The organism is Streptomyces sp. NPDC102490, from assembly GCF_044765285.1.
GTDB lineage: Bacteria > Actinomycetota > Actinomycetes > Streptomycetales > Streptomycetaceae > Streptomyces.
In genome coordinates this window covers 78,722-105,112 of the sequence record NZ_JBIWJU010000020.1, presented here as the reverse complement: position 1 = coordinate 105,112, position 26,391 = coordinate 78,722, and the positions used below count along the sequence as shown (strand labels likewise).

At 72.7% G+C, this 26,391-nt stretch carries 20 protein-coding genes and 1 tRNA gene; 2 read left to right on the top strand and 19 right to left on the bottom strand.

Translation table 11 applies throughout. The annotated features are described in order from the left end of the window. Positions 1 to 204 precede the first annotated feature (204 nt). The 3 genes from ACIRGB_RS34590 to ACIRGB_RS34580 all read right to left on the bottom strand — a co-directional run bounded on the left by ACIRGB_RS34590 (position 205) and on the right by ACIRGB_RS34580 (position 4,574). Positions 205 to 864, bottom strand: coding sequence for an IclR family transcriptional regulator (locus ACIRGB_RS34590; protein ID WP_403873325.1), 660 nt, complete (start codon positions 862 to 864; stop codon positions 205 to 207). Between the two features lie 303 nt (positions 865 to 1,167). After that, positions 1,168 to 2,964, bottom strand: a complete 1,797-nt coding sequence (locus ACIRGB_RS34585) for a DEAD/DEAH box helicase (protein WP_403873322.1) — start codon at positions 2,962 to 2,964, stop codon at positions 1,168 to 1,170. Positions 2,965 to 3,122: 158 nt separating this feature from the next. Continuing rightward, the gene (locus tag ACIRGB_RS34580) at positions 3,123 to 4,574 is read right to left on the bottom strand and encodes an MFS transporter (RefSeq protein WP_403873319.1); all 1,452 of its coding nucleotides are present in this window, start codon (positions 4,572 to 4,574) and stop codon (positions 3,123 to 3,125) included. 183 nt (positions 4,575 to 4,757) lie between these two features. Here ACIRGB_RS34580 and ACIRGB_RS34575 point away from each other — a divergent pair. Next, positions 4,758 to 4,832 (top strand) — tRNA-Cys (locus ACIRGB_RS34575). On the opposite strand, the gene ACIRGB_RS34570 is transcribed toward ACIRGB_RS34575, so the two are convergent. The 10 genes from ACIRGB_RS34570 to ACIRGB_RS34525 all read right to left on the bottom strand — a co-directional run bounded on the left by ACIRGB_RS34570 (position 4,801) and on the right by ACIRGB_RS34525 (position 17,489). After that, complete coding sequence (locus ACIRGB_RS34570; RefSeq protein ID WP_403873316.1) at positions 4,801 to 5,526, bottom strand: SUKH-4 family immunity protein; 726 nt, start codon at positions 5,524 to 5,526, stop codon at positions 4,801 to 4,803. The genes ACIRGB_RS34575 and ACIRGB_RS34570 overlap by 32 nt on opposite strands. A 119-nt stretch (positions 5,527 to 5,645) precedes the next feature. Further along, complete coding sequence (locus ACIRGB_RS34565; RefSeq protein ID WP_403873313.1) at positions 5,646 to 7,967, bottom strand: xanthine dehydrogenase family protein molybdopterin-binding subunit; 2,322 nt, start codon at positions 7,965 to 7,967, stop codon at positions 5,646 to 5,648. Continuing rightward, the gene (locus tag ACIRGB_RS34560) at positions 7,964 to 10,417 is read right to left on the bottom strand and encodes a 2Fe-2S iron-sulfur cluster-binding protein (RefSeq protein ID WP_403873310.1); all 2,454 of its coding nucleotides are present in this window, start codon (positions 10,415 to 10,417) and stop codon (positions 7,964 to 7,966) included. Before ACIRGB_RS34560 ends, ACIRGB_RS34565 begins: the two co-directional genes overlap by 4 nt. Beyond that, entirely contained in the window at positions 10,414 to 11,307 is an 894-nt protein-coding gene (locus ACIRGB_RS34555; RefSeq protein WP_104636069.1) for a xanthine dehydrogenase family protein subunit M, read from the bottom strand. Before ACIRGB_RS34555 ends, ACIRGB_RS34560 begins: the two co-directional genes overlap by 4 nt. Before the next feature lie 306 nt (positions 11,308 to 11,613). Continuing rightward, positions 11,614 to 13,248 carry a beta-N-acetylhexosaminidase gene (locus tag ACIRGB_RS34550; RefSeq protein ID WP_403873306.1) on the bottom strand — a complete coding sequence of 545 codons (1,635 nt, stop codon included), beginning with the start codon at positions 13,246 to 13,248 and terminating at the stop codon, positions 11,614 to 11,616. 4 nt (positions 13,249 to 13,252) lie between these two features. Continuing rightward, on the bottom strand, positions 13,253 to 14,098 hold the full coding sequence (locus ACIRGB_RS34545; RefSeq protein WP_403873303.1) for a carbohydrate ABC transporter permease: 846 nt from the start codon (positions 14,096 to 14,098) through the stop codon (positions 13,253 to 13,255). Continuing rightward, positions 14,095 to 15,060 carry a carbohydrate ABC transporter permease gene (locus tag ACIRGB_RS34540; RefSeq protein WP_403873300.1) on the bottom strand — a complete coding sequence of 322 codons (966 nt, stop codon included), beginning with the start codon at positions 15,058 to 15,060 and terminating at the stop codon, positions 14,095 to 14,097. Before ACIRGB_RS34540 ends, ACIRGB_RS34545 begins: the two co-directional genes overlap by 4 nt. After that, complete coding sequence (locus tag ACIRGB_RS34535) at positions 15,057 to 16,355, bottom strand: extracellular solute-binding protein (protein ID WP_403873296.1); 1,299 nt, start codon at positions 16,353 to 16,355, stop codon at positions 15,057 to 15,059. Before ACIRGB_RS34535 ends, ACIRGB_RS34540 begins: the two co-directional genes overlap by 4 nt. A 246-nt stretch (positions 16,356 to 16,601) precedes the next feature. Then, positions 16,602 to 16,886, bottom strand: a complete 285-nt coding sequence (locus tag ACIRGB_RS34530) for a DUF3039 domain-containing protein (RefSeq protein WP_030402030.1) — start codon at positions 16,884 to 16,886, stop codon at positions 16,602 to 16,604. Positions 16,887 to 16,916: 30 nt separating this feature from the next. Beyond that, complete coding sequence (locus tag ACIRGB_RS34525; RefSeq protein WP_403873292.1) at positions 16,917 to 17,489, bottom strand: YqgE/AlgH family protein; 573 nt, start codon at positions 17,487 to 17,489, stop codon at positions 16,917 to 16,919. Positions 17,490 to 17,722: 233 nt separating this feature from the next. Between ACIRGB_RS34525 and murA the strand changes: the two genes are divergently transcribed. Next, a complete protein-coding gene (gene murA, locus ACIRGB_RS34520) occupies positions 17,723 to 19,069 on the top strand; it encodes a UDP-N-acetylglucosamine 1-carboxyvinyltransferase (protein WP_356361597.1) in 1,347 nt (448 codons plus the stop codon). Between the two features lie 185 nt (positions 19,070 to 19,254). Here murA and ACIRGB_RS34515 read toward each other — a convergent pair whose 3' ends face one another. From ACIRGB_RS34515 to ACIRGB_RS34490, 6 genes are all read right to left on the bottom strand, one after another. Continuing rightward, complete coding sequence (locus tag ACIRGB_RS34515; RefSeq protein WP_004987462.1) at positions 19,255 to 19,536, bottom strand: HU family DNA-binding protein; 282 nt, start codon at positions 19,534 to 19,536, stop codon at positions 19,255 to 19,257. 352 nt (positions 19,537 to 19,888) lie between these two features. Next, positions 19,889 to 21,304: an NAD-dependent malic enzyme gene (locus ACIRGB_RS34510; RefSeq protein WP_403873288.1), complete on the bottom strand. Its 1,416-nt coding sequence runs from the start codon at positions 21,302 to 21,304 to the stop codon at positions 19,889 to 19,891. A 429-nt stretch (positions 21,305 to 21,733) separates the two neighbouring features. Continuing rightward, positions 21,734 to 24,031 carry a HelD family protein gene (locus ACIRGB_RS34505; RefSeq protein ID WP_403873285.1) on the bottom strand — a complete coding sequence of 766 codons (2,298 nt, stop codon included), beginning with the start codon at positions 24,029 to 24,031 and terminating at the stop codon, positions 21,734 to 21,736. A gap of 82 nt (positions 24,032 to 24,113) precedes the next feature. Then, a complete protein-coding gene (gene rsuA, locus ACIRGB_RS34500) occupies positions 24,114 to 24,899 on the bottom strand; it encodes an anti-sigma U factor RsuA (protein ID WP_403873282.1) in 786 nt (261 codons plus the stop codon). Positions 24,900 to 24,970: 71 nt separating this feature from the next. After that, entirely contained in the window at positions 24,971 to 25,495 is a 525-nt protein-coding gene (locus tag ACIRGB_RS34495) for a sigma-70 family RNA polymerase sigma factor (protein ID WP_007450155.1), read from the bottom strand. A gap of 195 nt (positions 25,496 to 25,690) precedes the next feature. Next, positions 25,691 to 26,281 carry a CGNR zinc finger domain-containing protein gene (locus ACIRGB_RS34490; RefSeq protein WP_403873279.1) on the bottom strand — a complete coding sequence of 197 codons (591 nt, stop codon included), beginning with the start codon at positions 26,279 to 26,281 and terminating at the stop codon, positions 25,691 to 25,693. Between the last annotated feature and the right edge of the window lie 110 nt (positions 26,282 to 26,391).

The following is a 26,391-nucleotide window of genomic DNA, read 5'->3' as shown; positions in this document are numbered from 1 at the left end:
GTCGGGTCCTTGTCCAGGTCCAGGACATGCCAGTCACTCGGCCTGTGGCCCACCATCCCCGCAACCCCCGTCAACTCACGCGTCGCATCAGCAACTACCCGTACGCACACGTGAACTTACAAGTCACGGGCACCCAACCGGAAGGCGGTGGGCGACTTCGCCGCTTACGCGGCGCACACTGACAGCGGCGTGCGCCGCCGGGTCTCAGCGCAGTGCCTCCGCCACCTCTTGGGCCGCGTGCATCACGCGTTCGCCGACTCGTTCGGGGACGACGTCGGCCAGCATGACGACGCCGACGCTGCCTTCCACGCCCGTCACGCCGAGCAGGGGTGCGGCCGCGCCGCAGGCGCCGGCCTCCAGTTCGCCATGGGTGAGGGTGTAGCCGGGGGCCTCCGCGGTCTCGCCGGGGGGCTGGGTGGGCCGGCGGGCGGAGAGGATGGCCTTGCCCGCGGCGCCCCGTTCCAGGGGGTGGCGGAAGCCGGCGCGGTAGGCGACGTGGTAGTCGGTCCAGGTTGGCTCCACGACGGCCACGGCCAGGGCTTCCGCGCCGTCCACCAGGGTCAGGTGGGCGGTCGCCCCGATGTCCTCGGCGAGCGCGCGCAGGGCCGGCATCGCCGCCTCGCGGACCAGGGGGTGCACCTGGCGGCCGAGGCCCAGGACGCCGAGGCCGACGCGGGCCCGGCCGCCCAGGTCGCGGCGTACGAGTGCGTGCTGTTCCAGCGTGGCGAGCAACCGGTACACGACGGTCCGGTTGACGCCCAGTTTGTGGGACAGCTCGGTGACGGTCAGCCCGTGGTCCGTATCGGCCAGCAGTTTGAGGACCCGCAGGCCCCGGTCGAGCGTCTGAGAGGTCTCCGCGGTCACGACGCCCACTCCTTAGTGGTGAGGTCGGCGGCCCTCCTCGCGGCTATGCGTCGCCGAGTCCCGTCAGCGACGCGCTTCAGAGGCCGCCGATCGGCTGACGGCCCGGCCTTGTCCCGGGCCCAGTCGCTTCACGGCTGCGCTCCGCGGCGGCGCTGCCACGGGGCGTGTGCGTAGCGGGACAGTAACGACCAGGTCCGCTCAGCGGAAGGCTCCGTCCAGAATCCGGGCGCCAACCGTTATCGACTGCCGGTGTTTGTCCCGGTACGTTCCGCACACGCTTCCGGCGCCGCAGCGCCCCCCGCCTCACTTCATGCGTGTCGCCCACTCCTGCACCTTGGCGATGCGCTGGCGCAGCTGTCCGCCGGTCGCCTCGGCGCTGGGCGGGCCGCCGCACACACGGCGCAGTTCGGTGTGGATCACGCCGTGCGGTTTGCCGCTCTGGTGGACGTAGGCGCCGACCATGGTGTTGAGCTGCTTGCGCAGCTCCATCAGCTCCTTGTGGGAGACCACCGGGCGCCGCTCGGCGGGCAGTTCGAGCAGGTCGGCCTCTTCGTCGGGCTTCTTGCGGCTGTGCGCGATCTGCCGGGCCTGCCGCTTCTGGAGCAGCAACTGCACCTGGTCGGGCTCCAGCAGACCCGGGATGCCGAGGTAGTCCTGCTCCTCCTCGCTGCCCGGGTGGGCCTGCATGCCGAATTCCGCGCCGTTGTACATGACACGGTCGAAGGTGGCCTCGGACTCCAGTGCCTCGAAGGCGAACTGCTCCTGCTCGCCGGTGTCCTCGTCCTGCTCCCGGTTCGCCTCGTCCATCTCCTTCTCGGACTCGGCGTAGGGGTCCTCCTCGCCCTCCTTCTTGGGCTTGTCGAGGACGTGGTCGCGCTCGCGCTCCATCTCGTTGGCGAAGGTGAGCAGGTCGGGCACGGTGGGCAGGAAGACGGACGCGGTCTCCCCGCGCCGACGGGACCGGACGAAGCGGCCGACGGCCTGGGCGAAGAAGAGGGGGGTGGAGATCGTCGTGGCGTAGACGCCGACCGCGAGGCGCGGGACGTCGACGCCCTCGGACACCATGCGGACGGCGACCATCCAGCGGTCGGTGCTCTGGCTGAACGCGTCGATGTTCTTCGAGGCGCCCACGTCGTCGGAGAGCACGACGGTGGCCCGGTCGCCGGTGATCTCCCGGATCAGCTTGGCGTAGGCGCGGGCGGAGTCCTGGTCGGCGGCGATGACGAGCGCCCCGGCGTCCGGGATGGCCTTCCTGACCTCGGTCAGCCGCTGGTCGGCGGCGCGCAGCACGGCCGGCATCCACTCGCCGCGCGGATCGAGCGCGGTGCGCCAGGCCTGGCTGACGGCGTCCTTGGTCATCGGTTCGCCGAGCCGGGCGGCGATCTCGTCGCCGGCCTTGGTGCGCCAGCGCATGTTGCCGCTGTAGCTCATGAAGATGACGGGGCGCACCACGCCGTCGGCGAGCGCGGAGCCGTAGCCGTACGTGTAGTCGGCGGCGGAGCGGCGGATGCCGTCGTTGCCCTCCTCGTACGCGACGAAGGGGATCGGGTTGGTGTCCGAGCGGAAGGGGGTGCCGGTGAGCGCGAGGCGGCGGGTGGCGGGCTCGAACGCCTCCAGGCACGCCTCGCCCCAGGACTTGGAGTCACCGGCGTGGTGGATCTCGTCGAGGATGACGAGGGTCTTGCGCTGCTCGACGCGGTTGCGGTGCAGCATCGGGCGTACGCCGACGCCCGCGTAGGTGATGGCGATGCCCTGGTACTCACGGCTGAGCGGGCCCGCGCTGTACTCGGGGTCGAGCTTGATCCCTATCCGCGCCGCGGCCTCGGCCCACTGCTTCTTCAGGTGCTCGGTCGGCGCGACGACGGTCACCTGCTGCACGACGTGGTGGTGCAGCAGCCAGGACGCCAGCGTCAGCGCGAAGGTCGTCTTTCCGGCGCCGGGGGTGGCGACGGCCAGGAAGTCCCGGGGCTGGTCCTGGAGGTACTTCTCCATCGCGCCCTGCTGCCAGGCCCGCAGCTTGCCGGCGGTGCCCCAGGGGGCACGGCCGGGGAAGGCCGGGGACAGGTGGTGCGAGGTGCTGGAGCTGGCGGTGGTAGTCACGGTCTCCGAAGGGGGTAGAGCGGCTCGGCCACGTATGACAACCGGGCCACCCTACCGGCGGGCCGCCGCGATCACCGCGCGCCCGGGGCCGGGTCACCCCCGGGTGGGACGGACGTCACAGCCGCCCCGCCCGTCCCGTCGGGGCGTGGGCGGCCGGCTCACTTCTCCCGCACCCGCGTCGCGACCCACGCCCCCACCAGCGCCACCGCCGCCATCGGCAGGAACACCGCGGCGAAGGCCACCGGGTGTGAGCCGGTCGCCTCGGTGGCCGCGTGGCTCACCGTGCCGCCGCCGAGGGCCGCGAAGGCCGCGCCGCCGGCCGACAGCAGGACCACGTTGGAGAGGCCGTCGGAGATCTGGAGGGCGGCGGAGTTGTTGCCGGCCTCCTCGGGGGCGGAGAGCTTGAGCAGCAGCACGCTGGTGGAGGAGATCACCAGGCCCATGCCGAAGCAGCCGAAGCCCCAGGCGACGGCGACCGTCCAGGCGGGGACGGCGTCGATCAGCACGCTGGGCGCCGTGGCGACGGCCGCCGCGACCAGGAGCATGCCGAGGGCCATCAGCCGCTCCCGGTGCGGTTCCAGCCGCGGCCGGGACTGGAGCCAGGAACCGGCGGCCCAGGTCGCGCCGCCCGCCGCCAGGGAGAGTCCGGCGAGGGTCGGGCTGAGCCCCCGCTGCGTGACCAGCATCAGCGGGACGAAGGACTCGGCGGCGATGAAGGACCCCGCGGCCACCCCGCGCAGCAGGACCACGGAGGGCAGACCGCGCACCGCCCGGTAGGTGCCGCGCGGCAGCAGCCCGAGGACGGCGGGGACGAGCAGCGCCACGCCCACCGCACCCGGCAGCAGCGACACCCACCGCAGGTCCTGGGCGGCGTACTGGAGCAGGCCCGCGCCCAGCGAGATGGCGAGGGCGAGACGGATGCGGCGCCGGTCGAAGGAGGCCGGCGTGCCCCCTCCCCCCACCGAACCTGCCGCGCGGCTGCGTATCTGCGGCAGCGCGAGGGCGAGCGGGACGACGACCAGCACCGGGATGCCGAGGAACACCCAGCGCCAGCCGAGGTGCTCGGTCACCGCGCCGGAGGCCAGCGGGCCGACGACGGAGGGGACCACCCAGCCCGCCGCGAACGCCGCCATGATCGCGGGCCGCAGCCGCTCCGGGTAGGCCCGCCCCACGACGACGTACAGCGCGACGATCACGAGCCCGCCGCCGAGCCCCTGCACGGCCCGCCCGAGGATGAACAGCCACATCGCGCCTGCGGTCCCGGACAGCACGAGACCGGCCGCGAAGGCGGCGATGCCGGTCGTCAGGGGCGCCAGCGGCCCACGCCGGTCCGACCACTGGCCGGAGAGCACCATCCCGAACAGGCTGGTCGTGAAGTACCCCGAGAACGCGAACGCGTACAGCGACACCCCGTCCAGCTCCCGCGCCGCCACCGGCATCGCCGTGCCGACCGCCGTCGCCTCGAAGGCGATCAGCACGATGACGGAGACGATGCCGACGCTCAGCGCCCGATAGGCACGGCTCAGCACGGTCTCGGCGGGGGCGGCGGTGCCGAGGGAGGGCTCGGCGGGGACGGCGACCTCGGTGTCGCGGGGCTCAGGGACGGTCATGGTCGCCAGAGTAAGGGCCACGGCCCGCTGTGACCCCTGTCCGAAGACGATGCGGACCCGGGACCTTGGTCGTACGACCACCCGCCGTTCATGAACGCGGTATGGCAGTCGTGTTGCGGCCTCCCCGGATTCCTTGAGCCCCTCCCCCGCCCCGGCCTACCGTCGAGTCACGAAGTCGGACACGGCCGTGTGCCCGAGTGGTTGAGGGGCTCGCCTGCAAAGCGAGTTACGCGGGTTCGATCCCCGCCACGGCCTCCAGCAGCGCCGCGCGGCGCAGTGCCCAGAGGGTGAGGGCGAGGGCGGAGACGTCCGGGACCAGGGGGTGGAGGGGGCCGTCGGGGGTCCGCCAGGTGAGGACGGTGCCCGTGGTGCCGTCGACGACCACGTGGGCGCCGTCCGCGAGGCGTCCCAGGCGTACGAGGCGCTCCGCGGCGGCCGGGACCGGGTGGCCGGGGTGCTCCTCGCCGTACTCCGCGAGCGTCGGCAGCGGCAGGTCGTCCGCGTCCAGCCGGAAGGGGTGGGCGTCCTCGGGCAGGCCCGTCTCGCGCAGGAAGCGGCGGGTGGGCTGGTGGGTGAGGGTCCGGGGGAAGTCGATGTCCTCGAAGCGCGTCACCCGGCGACGACCGAACTCCCGGTCCAGGAACCGGGCCGGGAGCTCCTGGGCGGTGCCCGGCTCCGCGCGGTGGCCCACCGCCAGGAGCAGGCAGCCCATCAACGCCGACGTGTTCCACAGCGACGGCCGCTCGCAGCTCGCCTGGGGGCGGCGGGAGGCGCCGCGCGTCCACGACGGGTCCTCCACCGACGTGGCGAGGCGGACCCGGGTCAGCAGCGAGGGCACCGCCGCACGCGCGTGTGCCGCCGGGTCCCGCATGACCGTCGTACCGCCGGTGACCGCGTGCATCGTCTCCCCCGAGAAAGTAGGGCCGTCCGTGCCGACGGCTGCCGTTCGCACTCCTTCGGAGACTACGCGCCACCACTGACAACGCGCCTGCGCACGGACCCCGTTCGCACGGTAGGACGCGCCGCGCCCCGCACCCGTTGCCTCACGCGCGCGAGCGGTTCGGCTGCCGCTCAGTGGCCGGTGGCCACCGCGGCCTGCGGGCGGATCGGGAGGCGGTTGACCGGGCGTCCCGTGGCCGCGCGCACGGCGGAGGCGACGGCCGCCGGGGACGCCACCACCGGTGCCGCGCTGACGGCCTTGGCGCCGAAGGGCGCGACCACGTCACGCTCCTCGACGAGCTTGACGATCCGGATGTCCGGGGCGTCCAGCGCGGTCGGCAGGGCGTAGCCGGTCAGGTCGGGGTGGCGGATCAGACCGCGCGGGGTGCGGAGGTTCTCCGTGAGCGCGATACCGACGCCCTGGGTGACGCCCGCCTCGATCCGGGCGGTCAGCTGGGCCGGGTTCAGGACCCGGCCGACGTCCTGGGCGACGGCCAGCTCCACGACCCGTACCGAGCCGATCTCGATGTCCACGTCCACCACCGCGCGGATCGCGCAGAAGGCCATGCCGACGAACGCATCGCCCTGCCCGGCCTCGTCCAGCGGCTCGGTGGGGTGCGGGCGGCACTGGGCGGTGGCCCACAGCTCCTTGCCGTCCAGCGCCTCACTGACGGTCGTCGACAGCACGCCGTCGTAGGAGGTGATCTTGCCGTCGGCGATCTGGAGCAGCTCGGTCGACATGCCGAACTGGTGCGCCAGCGGCTGGAGGAGCTGGGTGCGGACCATCTTGGCCGCCCGCTCCACCGCACCGCCCGACACCCAGGTGTGCCGGCCCCTACAGCCCGGTCCGGCCGGGGGCTGGTCGGTGTCGACGGGCGCCACCTGCACCTCGTCGACGCCGAGGGTGTCCTGCACGATCTGCCGGGCCAGCGTGGTGAAGCCCTGGCCGGTCTCCACGGCCGCGCACAGCACCGTCGCCACGCCGTCCTGGACCTTCACGGTGGCCGTGGAGACCTCGTCCGCGCCCTCCGCGCCGAGCATGTGCACCATGCCGATGCCGTAGCCCACGCCCCGGCGCACCGCGCCCGGTTCGCCCGCGCCCTCGGGGCCGCCGGGCAGCAGCCACTCCTCCTCGGGCGTGTCCTTGGGCAGCGCGGGCAGCGGGAAGTCGCGGACCGCCTGGAGCAGTTCGGCGACCGGGGCGGGGCACGTGACCGTCTGGCCGGTGGGCAGCACGTCGCCGGTGGCCAGGACGTTGCGCAGCCGCACCTCGGCCGGGTCCAGGCCGAGCTTCTTGGCGACCTTGTCCATCTGCGCCTCGTACGCGGCGCACACCTGCATGGCGCCCTCGCCGCGCACATGGCCGGAGGGCGGGTTGTTGGTGCGTACGGCCCAGCCCTCGATGAAGGCGTTCGGGACGACGTAGGGGCCGCAGGCGAAGGCGACCGCGGCGGCCAGGGCGTCGGAGGAGGTGTCCGCGTAGGCGCCCGCGTCGAGCAGGATCTGCGCCTCGACCTTCACGATCCGGCCCTCGGCGTCCGCGTGGTGGCGGTAGCGCAGCAGGGTGGGGTGGCGGTGGGTGTGCCCGAGGAAGGACTCCTCGCGCGTGGCGGTCAGTTTGACCGGGCAGCCGGTCTTCAGCGCGAGCAGGCCGAGCGGCAGCTGGAAGCCCTGGTCCTCGCGGTCGGCGGTGGCGCCCGGCACCCCGGTGACCACGATCTTCACCTGTTCGGGGGGCAGGCCGTAGCAGGCGGCGGCGATGTCGCGGTCGCCGTGCGGGTCGGTGGAGGCCAGGTACAGCTCCACGCCACCGTCGGGGCGCGGTACGGCCAGACCCGCCTCGGCTCCTATGGGCGCCGGGTCCTGGCGGCCGATGCGGTACAGGCCCTCGACGACGATCTCGCCGGCCGCCTCCGGGTCGCCGTGGCGCAGCGGGATGTGCCGGATCAGGTTGCCGTCGGGGTGCAGCGGCTCGGCCTCGAAGGCCTGTTCCGGGTCGGTGACCGGGTCGAGCATCTCGTACTCGACGATGACGGCGGCGGCGGCCATCCGCGCGGTGTCCGGGTGGTCGGCGGCGACGGCGGCGAGGGGCTCGCCGTGGTGGCGTACGACCTCGGAGGCGAACACGGGGCGGTCGGCGTGGCCGCCGCGGCCGTGCAGCGGGGTGCCGGGCACGTCCTCGTGGGTGACGACCGCCCGTACGCCGGGCATCTCGCGCGCGTGGGTGGTGTCGATGGACACAATGCGCGCGTGCGGGTGCGGTGAGCGCAGTACGGCCGCCCACAGCAGGCCCTCGGCCCACAGGTCGGCGGCGTACGGGAAGGTGCCCTCGGTCTTGGCGCGGGCGTCGGCGGGCGGCAGGGACGCGCCGATGCCGTGCGGGATGGGCTCGGGGACGGGGGTGGCCGCCTCGGCGGTTCCCTCGGCCTCCGCAGTCGCGGCGTCGTTGCTCACGCGTGGCCTCCGTCCCGGCCGTGGGTGCCGTGGTCTCCGTGGTCGCCATAGGGCGGCCGGTCGTGCGGTCCTGCCAAGTCCTGCGCGCCGGGCGGTGGCTGGGACTCGAACGCCGCCGGGTTGACGCCACCCGCGCCGGGGCCCGCCTGGTGCGGGATGCGGGGCTCCTCGGTGTCGGCGCCCGCCTGCGCGTCGGCGTCGGCGTGCGCCTCGCGTTCGGCGACGACCTCCTGGACGGCCTCCAGGACGCCCCGGTAGCCGGAGCAGCGGCACAGGTTGCCGCACAGGGCCTGGCGGGCCTCCAGCTCGGTCGGGGCCGGGTTGCCCTCCAGGAGGTTGTGCACGGTCATCGCCATGCCGGGCACGCAGAAGCCGCACTGCACGGCGCCGCGCCGGGCGAGTGCCCGCTGCACGTCCGACGGCTGTCCGTCGGTGGCCAGGCCCTCGACGGTGCGCACCTCGCTGCCGGCCGCGGTCACGGACGGGACCAGGCAGGAGGCGACGAGCCGTCCGTCGACCTGCACGTTGCAGGCGCCGCACTCGCCCTGTGAGCAGCCGTCCTTGGCGCCCGCGAGACCGAGCCGCTCGCGCAGCACGTACAGCAGCGATTCTCCGATCCAGGCGTCGGTGACGGGCCGGTCGGCGCCGTTGACGCGCAGCACGTAGGAGGCGAGGGGGTGTTCGTCCTGCGGACCGGCGGGGGCCGCTTCCTGGGCGCCGTCGGGGTCGGCCTCGGTGGCACCCGCGTCGGCCCCGTCTCCGTCCGCGCCGGTACGGGCGTCGGCCGCGTCGTCCCCGGGGCCGTGCTCCTGGGTGGGTTCGGGCATGGGCTCCCCACCGGCGGCGGGTTCCCGGCCCTGGCCCGCCAGGGGGCCTTCAGCGACCTCCGGGTGGGACTCCGCCCTCGCCGCCTCGGCGGGGACCGGCGAGGGCCCTGTCGGTCCCTCAGGGGCTTCCTCGGCCCCACGGGGCCCGTCGGTGACCGTCCCGCTTCCGGCGGCGAGCCCGGTCGCCCGTCCGGCGGACGCGTCGTCCGCCGGTACGCCGGGGTCGGCGGCGGCTTCGGTCACGGGCTCGGCGGCGTCGCCGGGCGCGTGGTCGTACGGGCCGTCGGCGGGTCGGGGGCCGTCGGGGCTCGCTGCGGGGCCTGGCTCGTGCGCGGATGCGGACGCGGTGGCGTCCTGCTCGTGCGGAGCGGCAGCGGCGTCGGGCCGGTGCCCGTGCCCACCTGCGGTGGAGCCGTATCCGGGCGCGGACTCGTCCGGCTCGTGCGGTCCGGCGGCGACGTCCGGGCCGTGCCCGTCGACGACGGCGGAGTCGGGCCCGTGGCCCGCGCCGAGGCCGGCGTCCGGCCCGTGCTCGTGCCCGTGTCCAACTGCGGTGGTGTCGTATCCGGGCCCGTGCGCGGACGTGGTCGCGTCCGGCTCGTGCGGTCCGGCGGCGACATCGGGGCCGTGCTCGCCGACGGCGGCGTCGGGCCCGTGCCCGTGCCCCGCTGCGCCGGAGTCGTATCCGTGCCCGCTCGCGGCGGGGCCAGGCCCGTGCGTGCCGGCGGCGGGCCGCTCCTCCTCGGCGGGTCCGGTCGGTGCCGTGGCCTCGCCCCAAGGCTGGGCGGCGGGCCGGTCCGACGGTGCGCCCCGGTCCTCGGCGGGTCCGGTCGGTGCCGTGGCCTCGCCCCAAGGCTGGGCGGACGGTGTGCCCCGGTCCTCCGCGGGCCGGTCCTGTGCCGGGCTCTCGCCCCACGGCTGACCGGGCGGCTGGGTCGCCCAGGGCGCGGGAGCGCCGCCGGGGAGGGTGGCGGGAGCGCCGGTGCCCCACTGCTCGGCCAGGGACGACGTGGTGAACTCGCCCGACTCGTCCGGCAGGTCGCCGTCGGCCACGGGGATGGACCACTGCCCGGTCACGTCCTGGCCCGGCGCGGGCCGGGCCGCCGCGGCGTCCGTGTCGGCCTGCGCGCCGTGCGAGAAGTCCCACTGGCCGGTGGCGCCGGGCGGGTAGGCGAACCGGTCGTCGTGCCCGGGGACGCCCGGCCCGGCGTGCCCGCCGTAGGGCGCCGCCCCGCCGTAGGGGTCCTGCTGGGCCGCGTAGTCGCCGTACCCCTGGTGGGCGGCGGGGTCCTGACCGGCGTCCGGGGTCTGCCACTGGGTGCCGTCCACGGGCGCGGACGGGGCCGACGGCATCGTCCAGGAGCCGGTGGCGGCCGGGTCGGTGCCGGCGGTGGTGGCGGGCGTGACCGTGATCTGGGGCGGCACGTAGCCGTGCCCGGGCGCGGCGAGCGGGCTCTCGGAGGAGGCCAGGAGCGCGTCCACGCCGCCCTCGGGGAGTTTCACGAAGGCGGTGGCGCCGTCGTCGTAGTCGCCCTGCGGCAGCGGGTCCCAGCGGCTGCCGCCGGGGGGTGTGCCCCCCGCGTGCTGATCTCCGTGCGGGTCGCCGTGCTGGTCGTCGGTCACGACAGCGCCCTCCCCAGTGCTCGTCGGGCCAGCGCGGCGACGGTGCGCCGCAGGTGCAGTACGGCAGGCGGGAGCTGCGGCACGGAGCCGTCCTCTTCCGGGGCCGCGTCGGGGATGCAGGCCGCGGCGACGTACTCGCCGAATCCGTGCAGCGCCTCCGGGACGACGGCGCGGCCGTTGTCCCAGTCGATGAGCGAGGCCACCCACTGCTCGGCCTCCAGGGGCCGCAGCGGCATCGGCGCGATGGCGCCCACCGCGCACCGCACCCCGCGCCGGGCGGGGTCGAGGACCAGCGCCACGGAGGCCGTGGCGCGGCCGGGTCCGGTGCGGCCGGTCGCTTTCAGGAAGACCTGCGGCGCGTGCAGCAGCGGCACGCGCACGTAGCCGATGAGTTCTCCCGCGCGGAGCATCTCCATGCCCGCCAGCAGGTGCGAGACCGGCATCTCCCGGCGGGCGCCGTCCGGACCCGCGATGATCAGGGTCGCCTCCAGGGCGGCAAGCACCGGCAGCGCGTCCCCGGTGGGGGCGGCCGAGGCGATGTTGCCGCCCAGGGTGCCGGCGTTGCGGATCTGCGGCGGTCCGGCGGCCCGCGCGGCGGCGGCGAGCGCCGGGATGAGCGCGGCGAAGTCGGGGCGGCCCATGCGGGCGTGGGTGAGGCCCGCGCCGAGCAGCGCGTGCCCGTCCTGGTACTGCCAGCCGCGGATCTCGCTGATCCGGCCGAGGCCCACCAGCGCGGCGGGCCTGAGCTGGCCGGAGTTGACGGCCGCCATCAGGTCGGTGCCGCCCGCGACCGGAACCGCCGCGGGCATCGCGGTGAGCGCCGCCACGGCCTCGTCCAGTGTCGTGGGCAGCGTGACGGCCTGCGCCGCCTGCGGTGCGTGCGTGGTCAAACCGACTGCCCCTTCCCGCTGTCCCACCTGGTCCCGCCCATGTGGCCGTACGGTACGACCTGACAGGGCGGACGTGGCAACTCTGGCACATCTTCGCAGGGCCCGAACGCAGGGGTCCGCTAGGAGGCATTCGCCCGCCTCGTCGGCGAGATGGCCCGTTATCACACGGGATATCCGACGATCGGAGCTACGCGTGATGCGCACGAGTTGCCACTCTTCGGTGACGTTTAGGGGCGTTTCCGTTGCTTGCTCACGTACTCACTTGACCACCCGCTCACTTGACCACCCGCTCACTTGGCCGCCTGCTCACTTGTTCGGCGGCGGCCCGTCCATCGGCCGGCCGAGCACTCCGGGCCGCCGCTGCCAGGGCCGCGGGCCGGTGGGCGGACGGTAGGCGACGCCCAGGGCGTCGAGCCGCCGGTAGTGGGTGGCCATCCGCCGCTCGAAGGCGCCGTAGTCCCGGTCGGCGGGGGCGGGCAGGGCGCTCCAGGCGACCTCGGCGAAGGCGGCGAGCCGCGGGAAGAGCTGGTAGTCCACCCGCTCCTGGTTCTCCGTCACCTCGGTCCACAGGTTCGCCTGGGTGCCGATCACATGTCGGGACTCCTGAGGGGTCAGTTCCGCCGGAACCGGCTCGAACCGGTAGACGTCCTCCAGGGTGCGCACGTAGGCGATCGGCACGGGTTCGTCCTCGCCGCCGTCCTCCCGGAAGTTCAGGTACACCTGCTGCTCGGGGCACATCACGACGTCGTGCCCCGCGCGCGCGGCGGCGATCCCGCCCGCGTAGCCGCGCCAGGAGGACACGGCCGCGCCCTTGGCGAGTCCGCCCTCCAGGATCTCGTCCCAGCCGATGAGCCGGCGTCCGCGTGCGCTGAGCCAGGTGTCGAAGTGCTGGATGAACCAGGACTGGAGTTCGTCCTCGTCGGCGAGGCCGAGTTCGGCGATCCGCGCCTGCGCGGTGGCGGAGGCCCGCCACTGGTCCTTGGGGCATTCGTCGCCGCCGATGTGGACGAACTCCGAGGGGAACAGCCCCAGGATTTCCTCGAACACACCCTCGTAGAAGCGCAGGGTGTTCTCGGAAGGGTTGAGCACGTTCGGGCAGACGCCCCAGGTGTCCCAGACGGACAGGGCGGTGGTGTCGATCACATCGGTGTTGCCCAGTTCCGGATACGCCGCGATGGCGGCCTGCGAGTGCCCGGGTACGTCGATTTCGGGGACGACGGTGATGTGCCGCGCGGCGGCGTAGGCGACGATCTCCCGGATGTCCTCCTGGGTGTAGTAACCGCCGTGGGGTTTGTCCTCCCACAGCGGCGAGGCCCGGTGCCCGAATTTGGTGCGCGACCGCCAGGAACCGGTCTCGGTGAGCTTCGGGTGCCGGATGATCTCGACGCGCCAGCCCTGGTCGTCCGTCAGGTGGAAGTGCAGGACGTTGAGTTTGTGGGCCGCCATCAGGTCCAGGTAGCGCAGGACGCCTTCCTTCGGCGTGAAGTGCCGGGAGACGTCCAGCATCAGTCCGCGCCAGCGGAAGCGGGGCGCGTCCTCGATGCGGCCCAGCGGCAGCCGCCACCGGCGGCCGGGCAGCGGGGCGCGCCGGAAGGCGTCCGGGCCGAGCAGCTGGCGCAGTGTCTGGGCGCCCCAGAACAGGCCGGCCGGACCGCCGCCGGTGAGGTGCGCGCCCTCCGGCGCGACGTCGAGGCGGTAGCCCTCCTCGGCCAGTTCGCCGTCGAGGGACAGCCGGACGAGGCCGCCGCCGCCCGCCCCGGGTGCCAGCGCCAGGCCGGTGGCCGCGCCCAGCGTGGCGCGCAGCCAGCGCTCGGTGTGCTCGGCGCCTTCGCCGGCCACCAGGGCGGTGTCCGGGCCGAGCTCGAAGAAGGCGTCGGAGTCCCGGGCCGCCACTTGACGCGGCTGGGGAATCACGTCGGTCGCGTGCGTCACGTCGGTCACGTTGTCAGTCCTTCACCGCTCCGCCGAGGCCGGAGACGAGTCGTCGTTGTACGAGTACGAAGAAGACCAGCACCGGGATCGTCATCACCGTGGACGCGGCCATGACGCCGCCCCAGTCGGGATCGTCCGGCTTGTAGAAGACCAGCAGCGCCATCGGCAGCGTCGACTGGGAGGTGTCGCTGATGATGAACGACTTGGCGAACAGGAAGTCGTTCCAGGTCGAGATGAAGGAGAAGACGCTGGTGGCCACGAGCCCCGGGAGGACCAGCGGGAAAAGGATCTGCCACAGAAAGCGGCTCCGGCTCGCCCCGTCGATGTAGGCGGCCTCCTCCAGGGCCTCCGGCACCGCTTTCACGAAGCCCCGCAGCATCCAGATCGCGAAGGGCAGCGAGAACGCGATGTGGGGCAGGATCAGCGAACCCAGCGTGTTCAGCTGGCCGAAGTCCCGCATGAGGAAGAACAGCGGGATCGTGAGCGCCTCCACGGGCACCATCTGGGCCACCAGGAACATGATCAGCAGGGTGGTCCGGAAACGGAACCGGAATCGCGTCACCGCGGTCGCCGCGAGGAACGCGATCAGCGCCGAGGCGATCACCACGCACCCCGCCACGATCAGGCTGTTGAGAAAGTAGCGGCCGAATTCCTGCTGCTCGAACACCCGCCGGAAGGAATCCAGCGAGGGGGTCAGCGTCCAGGGCCGGGGCTCGCTCGACTCGATCTCCCCGGCCGGTTTGAAGGCGCTCAGCACCATCCAGTACAGCGGGAAGGCGACGACCACCGCGATCAGCAGCGCGGACACCTCGGCCGCGAGCCGCCACGGACGGCGCACCCGCGCGCGCGGAAGATTCACAGCTCCTCCCCCTGGCGGCGCAGCAGCCGCAGGTAGACCAGCGTCACCGCGAGCAGGATCAGCAGCATGACCACGCCGATCGCGGAGCCGAGGCTGTACTGCGAGGACGCGAAGGCCTTCTGATAGGCGTAGACGTTGAGGACGAGGTTCTGGCCGGCGATGCCGCCGCCGTTGGTCATGACGTAGATCTGGGTGAAGACCTTGAAGTCCCAGATGACCGACTGGATGGTGACGACCACCAGGATCGGCCGGAGCATCGGCGCGAGCACCGAACGCCAGATCCGCCACTGCGAGGCCCCGTCCAGCGCGGCGGCCTCCAGCACCTCGGACGGTACGGCCCGTATCCCGGCGTAGACGGTCACCATGACGAACGGGAAGGAGCACCAGACCACTTCGAGCAGCACGAGCAGGAAGGCGCTGTAGCGCCCGTACGTCCACGAGTGGTCGCCGAGGCCCAGCATCCGGTTGACGGGCCCGAAGTCCGGGTCGAACAGCAGCAGCCAGACCGTGGACCCGGTGACCGCCGGGGTCGCCCACGCGCCCAGTCCCGCCAGCATCAACGCCAGCCGCGGCACGGCCCGCACCCGCGTCAGCAGCACGGCCAGCGCACACCCGACGGCCAGCGTGGACACCACACAGGCGGCGGCGAACACCACGGTGGCGAGCAGCACCCGCCAGAACTCCCCGTCCCCGAACAGCTCGGCGTAGTTCCCGAACCCCTGGAAGGTCGCCGGCTCCCCACCGGACACCTGCGCCTGCGTGTACTCCAGAAAGGAGATCAGCCCAAGCTGATAGACGGGGTAGACCAGCAGCCCACCAAGAACGACGAGAGCGGGCGCGAGATAGATCCAGGGGGTGGCGGAGGAGCGCCCGAAGGGGCGCGGGGAACTGCGCGACAAGCCACGACGCCGCCGCACCCGCGAACGCACCGCACCCCCCGGGCTGGAAGGCGACACACTCATCCGGCGGAGCCAAACGCGTCGTCCATCTTCTTCGCGGCGTCCCCCGCGGCAGCGCCCACCTTCTTCTTGCCGCTGACCACCTCCTGGAACATCGTCGGCAGCACCTGCGAGGAGTCGATCGTCGCCCACGCGGGCGAGGCGGGCACGAACTTCGTGCCCGCGGCGAGCGTGTCGACGAACGGCTTCACGAACGGCTCCTTCGCCGCCACCTGCTGCCGTACGTCCGTGAAGGTCGGCAGGAAGCCCATCGCGTCGAACAGTTCGCCCTGCGCCTTCTTCGACGCGAGCCGCTTCATCAGGTCGACGGCGAGGGTGCGGTGCGAGGTGCTCTTGAGCACGCCTATGTTGTTGCCGCCCGCGAAGGCGGGGGCGATGGAGCCGGACGTGACGCCAGGCAGCGGCACGACCGCGTACGTGCCCTTCACCGAGCCGGCCTCCACGGCCTGGTGGCTGAAGTCGCCGCCGATGGCCATGGCCGCCTTGCCGGAGGCGAAGGCGGTGACGGTGTCGTTGCCGCCCATGCCGGCGCACTTGGCGGCGGGGCAGTTGTCGTCCCCGAAGAGGGACGTGTACGCCTCGATGCCCTTGCGGGCAGCGGCGCTGTCGATGGCGGAGGCGTACGAGCCGCCCTTGCCGGTGGCGAGTTCGCCGCCGTTGGCCCAGATGAACGGCATCGCGCCGTAGGTGTAGGCGCCGCCGACCGCGATGCCGTAGAGGCCGGGCTTCTCGGCGTGCACCTTCTTGGCGGTGGACGCCAGCTCCGCCAGCGACTTGGGAGGTTCGAGACCGAGTTCGTCGAAGACGTCGGTGCGGTAGTAGAGCGCGCGGACGCCGACGAAGTACGGGGCGCCGTAGACCTTTCCGTCCACGGTGACCGACTGGCGGGCGGTGGGGTCGGTGTCCTTGGCCTCGTCCCAGGCCGCGAACTCCTTCGTCACGTCGGCGAGTCCGCCGTCCTTGACGTAGCCGGCGGTGTCGGTGTTGCCGTACTCGATGACGTCGGGGGCGCTCTTCGGGTCGTTGAAGGCGGCCTTGATGCGCTGGGCGCGGGTCTCGACCGGGATGTACTCCACGGTGACCTTCGTGTCCTCGTGCGCCTTCTCGAAGTCGGCGAGGGCCGCGTCGACGGCCTTCTCCTTCGGCTTGTTGTTGACCTCCTGGAACAGCCAGACGCGCAACGTGCCGCGCTTCTCGTCCTTGCCGGAGGAGGAGTTGTCGGACGTCTGGGGTGCGCAGGCGGTCGCGGCGACGACGGCCGCGGCCAGCAGTACGGCCAGGCGGGGGGCGAGCTTCATGGAGTCTTTCCTCCGGGCGTGCGTTGCAACATATGCAATGACGGTTTCGCTCTGCACAACACCCAGGAGCGTAGGGAGACATGAACCTGCCCACAAGAGGTCTGAACCAATTCGTCAACCTCTTTGTCAATCAGTCCCGACGCACGAAGACGCACGAAGGCCCCCGGAGTGCGCGCGGGCACACTCCGGGGGCCTTCGGGACGATCTGAGAGGTCTGTACGGGCAGGGGGCGCTACGTCTCGACGCCTACTTCTTGTCGCCGCCCTTGCCCTCGTCCCCGCCGCCGCTCATGGACTCGTAGATCTCCTTGCACATGGGGCAGACGGGATACTTCTTGGGATCGCGGCCCGGTACCCAGACCTTGCCGCACAGCGCCACGACGGGGGTGCCGTCGAGGGCGCTCGCCATGATCTTGTCCTTCTGGACGTAATGCGCGAAGCGCTCGTGATCGCCGTCGCCGTGGGACGTCTGCGGCGTCGGCTCGACGAGGGTTCCCGTACCTGTCCCGCGCTCGGGCTCGAGAGTGCTCATAACCGCCAAGGGTACTGAAGCTCACACGCTTCAGTTGAGCGAAGGGTCGTCCGGATACGTCGCCACCATCGCCAGGTCGCCCCGCTGCCGGCGCAGCACCTCGCGCCAGAGCCGCTCCGGGAACGGCGAGGAGACGTCGCCGGGCTCGGACTCGACCACGTACCAGGCGCCCTCGGTCAGCTCCTCCTCCAGCTGGCCGGGTCCCCAGCCCGCGTACCCGGCGAAGATCCGCAGGGCGCCCACGGCGGACGCCAGCAGCTCCGGCGGTGCCTCCAGGTCCACCAGGCCGATCGCGCCGTGCACCCGCCGCCAGCCCAGCGGCGCCCGCTCACCGGACTCCCCGCCAGGGACGACGGCGACCCCGAGGGCCGAGTCCAGCGACACCGGGCCGCCCTGGAAGACGACGCCCGGCTCGCCGGCCAGGTCCGCCCAGTCCTCCAGGATGTCGCCCACGTCGACCGGCGTGGGACGGTTGAGGACGACACCGAGGGAACCCTCCTCGTCGTGGTCGAGGAGGAGCACCACCGCACGCTCGAAGTTCGGGTCCGCCAGGGCGGGCGTTGCCACGAGCAGCCGCCCCGTGAGCGAGGACACCTCGGTCATGCCAGACATGATCCCGCATGTTCCCCTCCCGTGGGGAGGCAATCGGGGGCACGGGAGTGAACACGCACCCGCGCACGGCCCTCGATCGTGACCCCCTGTGCGCGCCGGTGAACACCGCGTGTTGTGACAAATCCATGACGTTGCCGGACCGTGCGGAGGCGCCATGAAGGGGGGTACAAGACGATTACCCTTTCCCTTCTGGCCCCTGCCCAACACCACGGAACGCGAGATTCATGACCGTCAACGGCGCTGATGACGTACTGCTTGTCCACGGCGGGACCCCCCTGGAGGGCGAGATCCGGGTCCGCGGTGCGAAGAACCTCGTGCCGAAGGCGATGGTGGCGGCCCTGCTGGGCAGCGCGCCGAGCCGGCTGCGCAACGTGCCGGACATCCGCGACGTGCGGGTCGTACGCGGGCTGCTGCAACTGCACGGGGTGACCGTCCGTCCGGGTGAGGAGCCCGGCGAGCTGATCCTCGACCCCTCCCACGTGGAGAGCGCGAACGTCGCCGACATCGATGCCCACGCGGGTTCGTCCCGCATCCCGATCCTGTTCTGCGGCCCGCTGCTGCACCGCCTCGGGCACGCCTTCATCCCCGGCCTGGGCGGCTGCGACATCGGCGGCCGGCCCATCGACTTCCACTTCGAGGTGCTGCGCCAGTTCGGCGCGAAGATCGAGAAGCGGGCGGACGGCCAGTACCTGGAGGCTCCGCAGCGGCTGCGCGGCACCAAGATCCGGCTGCCGTACCCGTCCGTCGGCGCGACCGAGCAGGTGCTGCTGACGGCGGTGCTCGCCGAGGGCGTCACGGAGCTGTCCAACGCGGCCGTGGAGCCGGAGATCGAGGACCTGATCTGCGTCCTGCAGAAAATGGGCGCGATCATCGCCATGGACACCGACCGCACCATCCGCGTCACCGGCGTGGACGAGCTGGGCGGCTACACCCACCGTGCCCTCTCGGACCGCCTGGAGGCGGCCTCCTGGGCCTCCGCGGCGCTGGCCACCGAGGGCAACGTGTATGTCCGCGGGGCCCAGCAGCGCTCGATGATGACGTTCCTGAACACCTTCCGGAAGGTGGGCGGCGCGTTCGAGATCGACGACGAGGGCATCCGCTTCTGGCACCCGGGCGGCCGGCTGAAGTCCATCGCCCTGGAGACGGACGTGCACCCCGGCTTCCAGACGGACTGGCAGCAGCCCCTGGTGGTCGCCCTGACGCAGGCCACGGGCCTGTCGATCGTCCACGAGACGGTCTACGAGTCCCGGCTGGGCTTCACCTCCGCGCTCAACCAGATGGGTGCCCACATCCAGCTCTACCGCGAGTGCCTCGGCGGCTCCGACTGCCGCTTCGGCCAGCGCAACTTCCTGCACTCGGCCGTGGTCTCAGGACCGACCAAGCTGGAGGGCGCCGACCTGGTCATCCCCGACCTGCGCGGCGGCTTCTCGTACCTGATCGCCGCCCTCGCGGCCCAGGGCACCTCCCGCGTCCACGGCATCGACCTGATCAACCGGGGCTACGAGAACTTCATGGACAAGCTCGTGGAGCTTGGCGCGAAGGTCGAACTGCCCGGCAAGGCACTCGGCTAGCCGCCGACACGAACGCCGATGGGGCGGTCACCCGGACTCGGGTGACCGCCCCATCGGCGTTGAGTCGAGCGCCCCCGAAGGGGCGCGGGGAACTGCGCGACCAGCCACATCCGACCCGCAGCCGCAAAACCGACCGCATCCCGAACGAACGCCCCGCACAGCCCCCGGCACTCCCAGCGGAGCGCCTACTTGCCCTTGGCGGCTTCCTTGAGCTTCGAGCCCGCCGAGACCTTGACGCTGTAGCCGGCCGGGATCTGGATCGGCTCGCCGGTCTGCGGGTTGCGGGCGGTGCGAGCGGCACGGTGGGTGCGCTCGAAGGTCAGGAAGCCGGGGACGGTGACCTTCTCGTCGCCCTTGGAGACGATGTCGCCGACAACCTCGGCGAACGCGGCCAGCACGGCGTCGGCGTCCTTGCGGGTCACCTCGGCGCGGTCGGCCAGCGCGGCCACCAGCTCACTGCGGTTCATGTTGTTACTCCCGTGTTCTTCTTGCCGTTGAGGCGTGCCACGCGGCGGAGCCGCATGTTGGGCACAGCGATGCCGATGCTGCCAGGGCCCTCTGACATTCCCCGGACCCGGGTCGGTCGTCAGACCCTCGCGCCCAGGGAGGCATCCTGCCTCCACCTGCGGCGGTAAAGCCAATCCGGCACCCCCAGGAGTCGTGAGAACACCCTTGGGAGTCACACGCCGAGAGGGCCTGAGCCTTGCGCAACCCTAGAGGGCGATCCGAGGCCCGACATCCCGCGACGCGCCGGAGGGGCGGCCCGCCGTGGTGATCCTCACCACCACGCCACAGGCCGCCTTCCCCGGCCGGGGGAACCTACGCCACCACTCCGGCGGCCTTCGCCGCCTCCCGCACGGCGCCCGCGACGGCACCGGCGACCTTGTCGTTGAAGACGCTGGGGATGATGTAGTTCGGGTTGATCTCGTCCTCGGTCACCACGTCCGCGAGGGCGTGCGCGGCGGCGAGCATCATCTCGGTGTTGACGGTGCGGGACTGGGCGTCCAGCAGGCCGCGGAAGACACCCGGGAAGACCAGCACGTTGTTGATCTGGTTCGGGAAGTCGCTGCGGCCGGTGGCGACGACCGCGGCCGTCTCGCGGGCGATCGCCGGGTCCACCTCGGGGTCCGGGTTCGCGAGCGCGAACACGATCGCGCCGTCGGCCATGGCGGCCACGTCCTGGCCGTCCAGGACGTTGGGGGCGGAGACGCCGATGAAGACGTCGGCGCCGTGCACGGCCTCCTTGAGGGTGCCGGTGAGGCCCTCGGGGTTGGTGTTGTCGGCGATCCAGCGCAGGGCGGACTCGGGCGCGGCGTCCACCAGGTCGGCGCGGCCGGTGTGCACGACGCCGTGGATGTCGGCGACGACGGCGTTCTTGACCCCGGCGGCGAGCAGCAGCTTGAGGATGGCCGTACCGGCCGCGCCAGCGCCGGACATGACGACCCGTACGTTCTCGATGGGCTTGTCCACCACGCGCAGGGCGTTGGTCAGCGCGGCGAGCACCACGATGGCGGTGCCGTGCTGGTCGTCGTGGAAGACGGGGATGTCGAGGGCCTCGCGCAGCCGGGCCTCGATCTCGAAGCAGCGCGGCGCGGAGATGTCCTCCAGGTTGATGCCGGCGAAGCCCGGGGCGATGGCCTTGACGATCTCGACGATCGCGTCGGTGTCCTGGGTGTCCAGGCAGAGCGGCCAGGCGTCGATGCCGGCGAACCGCTTGAACAGGGCCGCCTTGCCCTCCATCACCGGCAGCGCGGCCTTGGGGCCGATATTGCCCAGGCCCAGCACGGCGGAGCCGTCGGTCACGACCGCAACGGAGTTGCGCTTGATGGTCAGGCGGCGGGCGTCCTCGGGGTTCTCGGCGATCGCCATGCAGACGCGCGCCACGCCGGGCGTGTAGACCATGGACAGGTCGTCGCGGTTGCGGATGGGGTGCTTGGACTGCATCTCGATCTTGCCGCCGAGGTGCATGAGGAAGGTACGGTCGGAGACCTTGCCCAGGCTGACGCCCTCGATGCCGCGCAGCTGCTCCACGATCTCGTCGGCGTGCGCGGTCGAGCCGGCCGCGATGGTGACGTCGATCCGGAGCTTGTCGTGGCCGGAGGCCGTGACGTCGAGGCCGGTGACCGAGCCGCCGGCGGACTCCACCGCTGTGGTGAGCTGCGAGACGGCGGTTCCGCCCGCGGGCACCTCCAGTCGGACCGTCATCGAGTAGGAGACGCTGGGCGCCGTTGCCATGGCCGACTTCCTCTGCTTTCACCGTGTAACTGGGTTGTGCCGTCCGATCGTCGCACCTACCACTGGGTACGCGGTAGCCGCCCCGGATTGCGAACTTTTTGTTCACCCCGGTTTCGGAAAACGACTTCCACCATACGAGAAGTAGCCCGTCGGGGGAAGGGGGCACCGCAAGCTGCGGGCGGAACACGCCCGGGTCGTCGAAGGAACCCGCGGGACGGGAATTGTCTTGCGGGGATCGTTTGTTACCTTGGACGTGGCACCGGCTCGATCCAAGCCCCCGGGCCCAACCTTCGTCGCTACGAGCGACCACTTGCCGCGAGGCGAGCATGGCGGGTCGGTGCCACTCAACACGTGAAGATGCGAAGGGCCCGCGCCGTCGGACGGCGCGGGCCCTTCGCATGTCTCCGGGCCGGTCCCCCGGCCCGGCGCTCAGTCGCGCAGCAGGTCCGGCACCCCCGAGGCGTCCGGCTCGTCCCGCTCGCACGAGACGACCGTCAGCTGCTGCGTGGCCCGGGTCAGGGCGACGTACAGCACGCGCAGTCCGGCGGGCGACTCGTCGGCGATCTCGGCCGGGGAGACGACGACCGTGGCGTCGTACTCCAGGCCCTTGGCCTCCAGGCTGCCCAGCGCCACCACGCGGTCGCCGAGCCCGGCCAGCCAGCGCCGGGCCTCCTCGCGCCGGTTCATGGCGACCACGACGCCGACGGTGCCGTCGACGAGGCCGAGCAGCCGGGCCGCCTCCGCGCGGACCGTCTGGGCCAGGGAGTCCCGCACCACCGCGAAGCGCGGTTCCACGCCGGTCGAACGCACGGCCGACGGGCACGGCGAGCCGGGCATGGCCAGGGCGAGGACCTTCGCCGCCAGCTCGGCGATCTCGGCCGGGTTGCGGTAGTTCACGGTCAGCTCGAAGCGGCGGCGCGGGCGGGTGCCCAGGGCCTCGTCACGGGCGGCGGCCGCCTCCTCGGGGTCGGACCAGGAGGACTGGGCCGGGTCGCCGACCACCGTCCAGGTGGCGGTCCGGCCGCGGCGGCCGACCATCCGCCACTGCATGGGGGTCAGGTCCTGGGCCTCGTCGACGATGACGTGGGCGTACTCGGTGCGTTCCTGGGCGAGGCGCTCGGCGCGCTCCCACTGGGTCTCCTCGCGCTGCGGCATCAGCTCCTCCAGGCCGGTGAGCTGGTCCAGCGGGTCCGCCTCGCGCCGCTTGCGGGGGCGGGCCGGGGTGCCGACGATCGCCTGGAGCTCGTCGAGCAGCGCGATGTCGTGCACGGAGTGGCCCTCGCGCCGCAGCGAGCGGGCCACCTTGCGCACCTCGCCCGGGTTGAGCACGCGCCGTGCCCAGCGGCCGAGGCGGCGCTCGTCCGCCATGGCCGCCAGCACGGCGCCCGGGGTCAGCTCGGGCCACCAGGCGTCGAGGAAGGCGATGAAGGAGTCCTCGGAGGTGACGTCCTCGTCGAAGGAGGAGCGCAGCTCGGCGGCCAGCTCGGGGTCGGTGTGCCGGGTACCGGCGCCCGACTTCTCCCACAGGGCGTCCAGGAGCAGCCGGCGGGCGCGGGGGCGCAGCAGGTTGACGGGCGCGGTGCCGCCGAGGACGGTGCGGCGGATGCCGGCCAGCTCCTCGGCCTCCAGTTCGAGGCGGCGGCCGAAGGCGACGACCCTGAGCAGGGTCGGCGAGTCGGCCGGTTCCAGCGCCCCGCGCGCGGCCCTGCGCAGCACCCGGAGCATCCGGGAGGAGCCCTTGGCGCGGGCGGTGGCCGGGGAGTCGTACAGCGTGGCCTCGGCGCCGTCGACCAGGGAGCCGATCGCGCGGATCGCGACCTGGCCCTCCTCGCCGAGCGAGGGCAGCACGCCCTCGGTGTAGGCCACGAGCAGCGGGGTCGGCGAGACGATCAGGATGCCGCCCGCGTACCGGCGCCGGTCCTGGTAGAGCAGGTACGCCGCCCGGTGCAGGGCGACGGCGGTCTTCCCGGTGCCGGGGCCGCCCTCGACGTAGGTCACGGAGGCGGCGGGGGCGCGGATCACCTGGTCCTGCTCGGCCTGGATGGAGGCCACGATGTCCCGCATGGAGTGGGTGCGGGCCTGGCCGAGGGCGGCCATCAGGGCGCCGTCGCCGACGACGGCCAGCTCCTCGCCGTCCAGCCGGGCGGTGATCTCGGGCCGCATGAGGTCGTCCTCGACGCCGAGGACGCGCCGCCCCTTGGAACGGATCACCCGGCGGCGCACGACCCGGCCCGGGTCGACCGGCGTGGACCGGTAGAAGGGGGCGGCGGCGGGCGCCCGCCAGTCGATGACCAGCGGGGCGTAGTCCTCGTCCAGGACGCCGATCCGGCCGATGTGCAGGGTCTCGGCGATGTCGGCGGTGCCGTCGGGTCCGAGGGCGCCCTCGGCGGGCTCCACGGCCGTGTACGCGCCGTCCGGGCCCTTCTTGCCGTCCTTGCCGAGGAGCAGGTCGATGCGGCCGAACAGGAAGTCCTCGAATTCGTTGTTCAGGCGGTTGAGGTGGATACCGGCCCGGAAGACCTGCGCGTCGCGCTCGGCCAGGGCCCCGGGCGTGCCGACGTGGCCGCGCTGGGCGGCGTCGTGCATGAGGAACTCCGCTTCGTGGATCTTCTCCTCGAGGCGTCGGTACACCCGGTCGAGGTGTGCCTGTTCCACGGCGATCTCTCGGTCCCGTACGGAGTCGTGCTCCGAGTCGACCGCCGAATCCTGCTGAGCCTGTGCGGCCACCGGGCCCCCTTCTGACGTGCTGGGCAGCCGTCAAAAATACGCGAAGGGGGCCCGGGAAGCTACGCCGCGCCTGGCGCCGGGGCTACGCGTCGACCTCCACCAGTCGCTTCCCGTCGAAGGTCATGACCTCGAAGTGGGAGATCTGGTTGGGTGCGAAGGCGGCGCCGCCGTGCACGTAGAGCGGCTTCTTGGCCTTCTCGGTGGTGGCGCCCGGTATGCCGTAGCCCCAGTCGGGGACCGTCCAGGAGCTGAGCGTCTCCCGCTCGCCGTTCTTGCCGACGGCGATCAGGGAGCACTTCTGGGGGCCCTTGAGGTTCTTCAGCTCCAGGACCGTCTCGGTGCCCCAGGCCTTCTTCTCCAGCGCCACGGTCGCGCTGACCTGCGTGGCCGGGTCGGTGGCGGTGACCCGGTCCGGCATGGCGGCGAAGGCGGACTCGGCGGGGCTCGCGGCCTGCTGCGACGCCTCGGTCTTGCGGCCGCCTCCGTCGTCGTCGCCACCGCCGCCGCCCGTGGTCGCCACGGCGGCGAACGGGCCGCCGATGATCAGCGCGGCCGCGGTGCCCACCAGGTAGAAGTTGCGGCGGCGCTTGCTCGCGCGGCGTTCGGCGACCTCGTCGACGAGCTTCTCCGAGAGCCGTGGGCTGGGCTTCGCGGTGAGCGCCTCGGCGATCGCGGGCGTACCGGTGCCCGGCAGGTCGGCGAGCGCCGCCATCATCGGCTCCATGCCGGCCAGCTCGTCGAGCTGCTGGGCGCACCACTCGCAGGTGGCGAGGTGGGCCTCGAAGGCCGTCGCCTCGGCGTCGTCGAGAATGCCGAGCGCGTAGGCGCCGACGGTCTCGTGCTCGTTCGGCGCCGGTGAACCCTGCATGGGGGCAGGATTACCCGGATCACCCGGGCCGAATCCCCCGCCGAACCCCTGAACTCCCCCGTACCCGCTCATCACGCCGTCACCCCCCGCTCCTCCAGAGCCAGCTTCATCGAACGCAGGGCGTAGAACACCCGGGAGCGAACGGTGCCGCTGGGTATGCCCAGTGTCTGCGCCGCCTCATTGACGGTACGCCCCTTGAAGTACGTCTCGACGAGGACCTCCCGGTGGGCCGGGGTCAGGTCGTCGAGCGCGTCCGACAGCGTCATCAGCCACAGCGCCTTGTCGATCTCGTCCTCCGCGGGGATGACCTCCAGCGGCGACGGATCGACCTCCTGCGGCCGGGCCTGCCGGCTGCGGTGGCCGTCGATGACGATGCGCCGGGCGACCGTCACCAGCCAGGGGCGTACCGATCCGGTCGCCCGGTTGAGCTGACCGGCGTTCTTCCAGGCACGGATGAGCGTCTCCTGGACGACGTCCTCGGCGCGCTGGCGGTCCCCCGCGACCAGCCGCAGCACGTACGCCAGCAAGGGGCCGGCGTGCTCGCGGTACAGCGCGCGCATCAGCTCCTCGTCGGGCTCCGAGGAGGACTGCGACATGCGATGTCGGGCCCTCGCACCACGTTCACCGGCCACGACGGAATCCTTGCGCACGCCCACCTCCGATGTCCGGGGGTTCCCCCAGTCGGTCGCTCGCCCATCCGGTACGGACGCGAAGTGCGGCGTGTTCAAACCGGGAGGAGAGTTTTCTCGACGGCGGTGTGACGAACGGGACTCCGGGGAATCTACGGGTGCTTATCGGGCGAGGGCGGCACGGCGGCGGTGGCGGGCGACGCGCTCGCGGTTGCCGCAGATCTCGCTGGAGCACCAGCGCCGGCGGCGGCCGCGGGAGGTGTCCACGTAGACGATGGGGCAGTTGTCGCCCGCGCACTGCCTCAGGCTCGCCCGCGCGACCGGGTCGGTGAGCAGGTCCACGGCGTCCCGGGCGAGGGCGCCGAGCAGCGCGGCGCAGCGGGGCGGGCCGGTCAGCTCCCGCACCAGTGCGCCGTCCTCGCCGGGCACCGCGCGGGGTGCGGGGGGTGCGGCGAGGGCGAGTTCGTTGACGCGGGCGAGGGCGAGTGCGTAGGGGCGGGTGCGGGGCACCGGCCGGGTGCGCACCAACCGGGCGGTCTCGCCGCGCAGTTCGCGGAAGCCGGTCAGCCAGGAGGGGTCGGCGTGGGCCAGCGGGGTGCCGGGCGGGACGAGCCCGGAGCCGGTGATCCAGGCGCGCAGCGCGTCCAGGGAGTCGAGGCGTTCCGCGGGGTGGGTGGTGGCGATGAGGTCCAGGCAGATCCGCCCGGTGTCGAAGCGCAGCTCGTACGGGTCGGTGGCCGTACCCAGTGCCATGTTCCTGTCACCGCCTAGGGCTTGCCCGCCGAGGCACGGGCCCGGGAAGGGGAGCAGGGAGACCGCGCGCGGGCCGCCTGCGGTCCGCTCCCCTCTACAGTGCCTGCCCA